At 44.1% G+C, this 261-nt stretch carries 1 pseudogene; it reads left to right on the top strand.

The window, feature by feature from the left end:
* Positions 1-261 (top strand): annotated as a pseudogene (locus tag SB660_RS21605) (acyltransferase family protein); the annotation flags it as partial.

Raw genomic sequence — 261 nt, 5'->3', positions numbered from 1 at the left:
CAGGTCATACCCGAAAGGCGTTCCAGCGGGTTTTTTAAAGAAAAGGGGCAAAGTCATTTTCGTGCCGTTTCTGTTTATTGCCGCGGTGGATGCCATTTTAATGAAAAGCGTGGCGGAAGAAGGAGCCGGATTCGTTTCAGTGATCGGTAAATTTTTAGAAAATGTGTTTTTAGGAAACTTCATCGGCTACTTCATTCTTGTGATCTTTCAATTTTACATTCTCCATATGCTGCTGCACCGCTGGCTGAACAACACATCCCC

This window comes from Bacillus sp. SIMBA_005, from assembly GCF_046535585.1.
GTDB lineage: Bacteria > Bacillota > Bacilli > Bacillales > Bacillaceae > Bacillus > Bacillus pumilus.
Note: the sequence above shows the minus strand (reverse complement) of the source record. Positions and strands in the feature narration are given on the sequence as shown.